2 protein-coding genes and 4 pseudogenes are annotated in these 3529 nt (G+C 51.5%); 4 read left to right on the top strand and 2 right to left on the bottom strand.

Features of this window, described 5'->3' with window-relative positions; genetic code table 11:
* Together QZ506_RS17650 and QZ506_RS17645 are read left to right on the top strand one after the other, a co-directional pair.
* Positions 1-203 (top strand): annotated as a pseudogene (locus QZ506_RS17650) (IS5/IS1182 family transposase); the annotation flags it as partial.
* A 336-nt stretch (positions 204-539) separates the two neighbouring features.
* Positions 540-1621, top strand: a pseudogene (locus QZ506_RS17645) (AMP nucleosidase); the annotation flags it as partial.
* 103 nt (positions 1622-1724) lie between these two features.
* Here the strand turns inward: QZ506_RS17645 and QZ506_RS17640 are convergent.
* Positions 1725-1832 (bottom strand): annotated as a pseudogene (locus QZ506_RS17640) (IS1 family transposase); the annotation flags it as partial.
* 56 nt (positions 1833-1888) lie between these two features.
* Here QZ506_RS17640 and QZ506_RS17635 point away from each other — a divergent pair.
* Together QZ506_RS17635 and QZ506_RS17630 are read left to right on the top strand one after the other, a co-directional pair.
* Positions 1889-2200: pseudogene (locus QZ506_RS17635) on the top strand (AMP nucleosidase); the annotation flags it as partial.
* 295 nt (positions 2201-2495) lie between these two features.
* The gene (locus tag QZ506_RS17630; RefSeq protein ID WP_291972934.1) at positions 2496-3224 is read left to right on the top strand and encodes a carbonic anhydrase family protein; all 729 of its coding nucleotides are present in this window, start codon (positions 2496-2498) and stop codon (positions 3222-3224) included.
* A 197-nt stretch (positions 3225-3421) separates the two neighbouring features.
* Here QZ506_RS17630 and QZ506_RS17625 read toward each other — a convergent pair.
* The coding region (locus QZ506_RS17625) for an IS1 family transposase (RefSeq protein WP_291968657.1) at positions 3422-3529 on the bottom strand (108 nt) is incomplete at its 5' end.

Genomic DNA, 3529 nt, shown 5'->3' with positions numbered 1-3529 from the left:
GTAGTAACGATATCTGGAAAAAGAAAGTGGGCTATCACCGGCGCTCAGTGGCTGAAACGGCCATGTTCCGGTTCAAAAGGCTTCTGGGTGGTAATCTAAGTCTGAGAGACTACGATGCTCAGGTGGGTGAAGCCATGGCCACTGTCAAAGCGCTTAACCGGATCACTCTATTAGGAATGCCGAACAGTATTCGCATCACGTAACAATCGACCCGTATGGGGCGCAGTCGTTACAAGTTCTGATTTATTCAACAAAGCCGATCTCTGTGAGAACAAATGCGTTTCTTGGACAAGAGATTCCCGCCTTCGCGGGAATGACGGTGGGAACTGCCGAGATATTGTTCAAAGCCTCACCAAACAGAACAATGGATATACGTTTCGTCACGTGGCTGATCTATGCTGGGTGTAACAGCCGCAATGACATTGCGGGAGATAACCCAAAAAGGATGGAAGAACGATGACGCATTGTGGCTCCACTACCCGCCTCACGGCCGCACAAGCGCTGGATTTACTGAGTTCACAATATAACGTGCGGTTAACGCGCTACGCGCAGCCATAAAAGCCTACGTGACAGATGGGTCCTTGCCCGATGCAGAAGCGCGCCGCAATGTGTTGTTCGTCTACCCAGAATTGCGCGTAAGCTGGGATGGTGTACAGCAAGGGAAAAGCCGCACCCGTGCCTATGGGAGTTTCACTCATACCGGAAGTTACAGCACCACGGTCACGCAACCTGCGCTTTTCGGCCGCTATCTCTCTGAGCAACTGACCTTACTGGTCGAAGAGTATGGCGCGCACATTGAGGTATATACCCTTCACAACAGGAAATTCCCTTTCCTTATGTGTTTGACGGCTCTGATTTAGCGCTTGAGCGTTCGATGTCTGCCGGGATTTCGCAGCACTTCCCCACCACGGAACTGGCCCAAATTGGCTATGAAACCGCAGATGGTCTGTTTCACTCCACCGATACTCGTTTCCCGCTTTCGCATTTTGATGCCTTGCGCACCGATTTCTCTCTGGCACGCTTGCGCAATTATACGGGTACAGCCATCGAGCATTTTCAACCTTATATCCTGTTCACCAACTACACGCGCTACATGGATGAGTTTGTCAGTTGGGCGTGTGAACAAATCGCCGATCCTGACAGCCCTTACGAGGCGCTCGCCGCCGCAGGCGGAATATTCCTCACCGGCAAAAACGCCACCGCCGAAGCGTGCGTTTCTGATGTTGCTTGGAAGAAACATCAGATGCCGGATTATCACCTGATCTCCAAGCAAGGAGCGGGGATCACCCTCATCAATATTGGCGTAGGGCCTTCCAACGCCAAAACCATCTGTGATCATCTTGCCGTGCTACGTCCACACGCCTAGCTGATGATTGGTCACTGTGGCGGGCTGCGCGAAAGCCAAACCATAGGCGATTATGTGTTGGCGCACGCCTATCTGCGCGACGATCACGTGCTTGATGCCGTGCTCCCGCCGGATATCCCCATTCCAAGCATCGCCGAGGTGCAGCGCGCGCTGTACGACGCCACCAAAATGGTGAGCGGTATGGCTGGCGAAGCGGTAAAACAGCGGTTGCGTACCGGCACGGTGGTGACTACCGACGACCGTAATTGGGAGCTGCTGTCGTGTATTCAATGAGTTGATGTAGCATCAAACGTAGTACTCGCGTTCAATGTGTTTTACTTTTGGAAGTTCGTCGTTGTAAGCCCTGTAGCCATCCGTGTTTGCATGACTGACGACGGTAACTCTGATGGCCACTTTTGCCATAACCGTGTTTTTTCACAGGAGATGTCTGTTCACAAAACGGGCATCTTACATCAACTTTAGCCACTGTATTCCACATACAAAACCGGACATTTCACATTGCAATCAATATATTGAATACACGACTGGGAGCTGCGCTACTCCGTCTCCGTGCTGCGTTTCAACTTGAGCCGCGCCGTGGCTGTGGACATGGAAAGTGCGACGATTGCGGCACAAGGCTATCGCTTCCGAGTGCCTTACGGTACGCTGCTCTGCGTCTCTGACAAGCCGCCGCACGGTGAAATAAAACTGCGCGGTCAGGCCAACCGTTTTTATGAAGGCGCCATCTCCGAGCATCTGCAAATCGGTATTTGCTCCATGGATCTGTTACGCGCAGAAGGCGACCATCTGCATTCACGCAAGCTTCGCACCTTTAACGAGCCGCCGTTTCGCTAAATACCCGCTGTCGGGCCCCGCGGGGCCCGACAGCGATAATCAGAATTGCCGGATACAAACAGAAAAATATAATTAAAACATTTAGTTATAGTAAAAAATAGTAAAAAGACTCACTGCATAGCCTCTTTATGTCCTCCCACCAGCAACAATCCCATCTGTGGCGCAACTACACTTACCGCAATTAATTACTAACGGTTATTATCAGCACCACCACCGATCACGTGACTAGCGTGTCATTGACGTCCTGCACCAAGTTGCGGCGTCGCCATAACCACAATAACAATGATGTATTATTATGAATAAGTTCGACGCTCCCGAGTCATCTCGTCGTGCCGTGCTCAAAAACACTGCGGCCCTCTCCGTGCTGGCACTAACCGGTATCAGCGGTTTTATGGTTCCCCACGTCACCTATGCCGCATCCTTGACCAAGCACAGCATGACACCTGACGATGTCATCAAAAGCTTTAAAGTGGGCAATACACGCTTTCGGGAAGGGAAAATGCAACAGCATGACTTCGTGGCGCAAAAAATCAGCAGCCAAGAGGGGCAGTTCCCCGCAGCGGTGATTTTAAGTTGTATCGACTCGTGCGCGCCTGCTGAAATTTTGCTGGATACGGGCATTGGCGAGACGTTTAACGCGCGCGTGGCAGGCAATGTGCAAAATGAAGACATTCTAGGCAGTATGGAATTCGCGTGTGCGGCGGCGGGTGCCAAAGTGGTGCTGGTGATGGGGCATACCGCATGCGGTGCCGTTGCTTGCGCAATAGACAATGTTGAGTTGGGAAACCTGACCGGGCTGCTGAACAAAATTAAACCCGCCGTCGAGAAAACCGTCTATGAGGGCGACCGTACGGGCAAAAACATGGCGTTTGTCGATGCGGTAGCGAAAACCAATGTGGCACTCACCGTCGAACACATTCGTGAACATAGCCCGATTCTGAAAAAGCTGGAACAAGAGGGAAAAATCAAGATCGTCGGCAGCATGTACCACCTGGTTGGCGGCGAAGTTGAGTTTCTGAGTTGAAGCCTACCAAAGAAAAATGTGCCATAACCCTCTTGCCGTGGCAGTCAGACTGTCACGGCATCCACACCGGGTTAGATGGATTTTGGGTAACGCCCATAATAACGCCAGAACGCTACGCTAAAATTGTTGGCGTGACGATATCCCACCCGTCAGGCAACTTGCGCAACCGGTCGTGTATTCAATGAGTTGATGTAGCATCAAACGTAGTACTCGCGTTCGATGTAAGTACCGATGATCCTATCGTGCATTTCGGATGATTTTGAATATCCGAGCGTCTTGCGATTGAGCCGTTGCAATCGGTTACG

It is taken from the genome of Candidatus Symbiopectobacterium sp., from assembly GCF_020054415.1.
GTDB lineage: Bacteria > Pseudomonadota > Gammaproteobacteria > Enterobacterales > Enterobacteriaceae > Symbiopectobacterium.
This window is presented reverse-complemented; position numbering and strand designations above follow the sequence as displayed.

Coding starts and splice junctions, on each gene's coding strand:
- QZ506_RS17630 (WP_291972934.1), top strand. CDS start 2,496: ATGAATAAGTTCGACGCTCCCGAGTCATCTCGTCGTGCCGTGCTCAAA.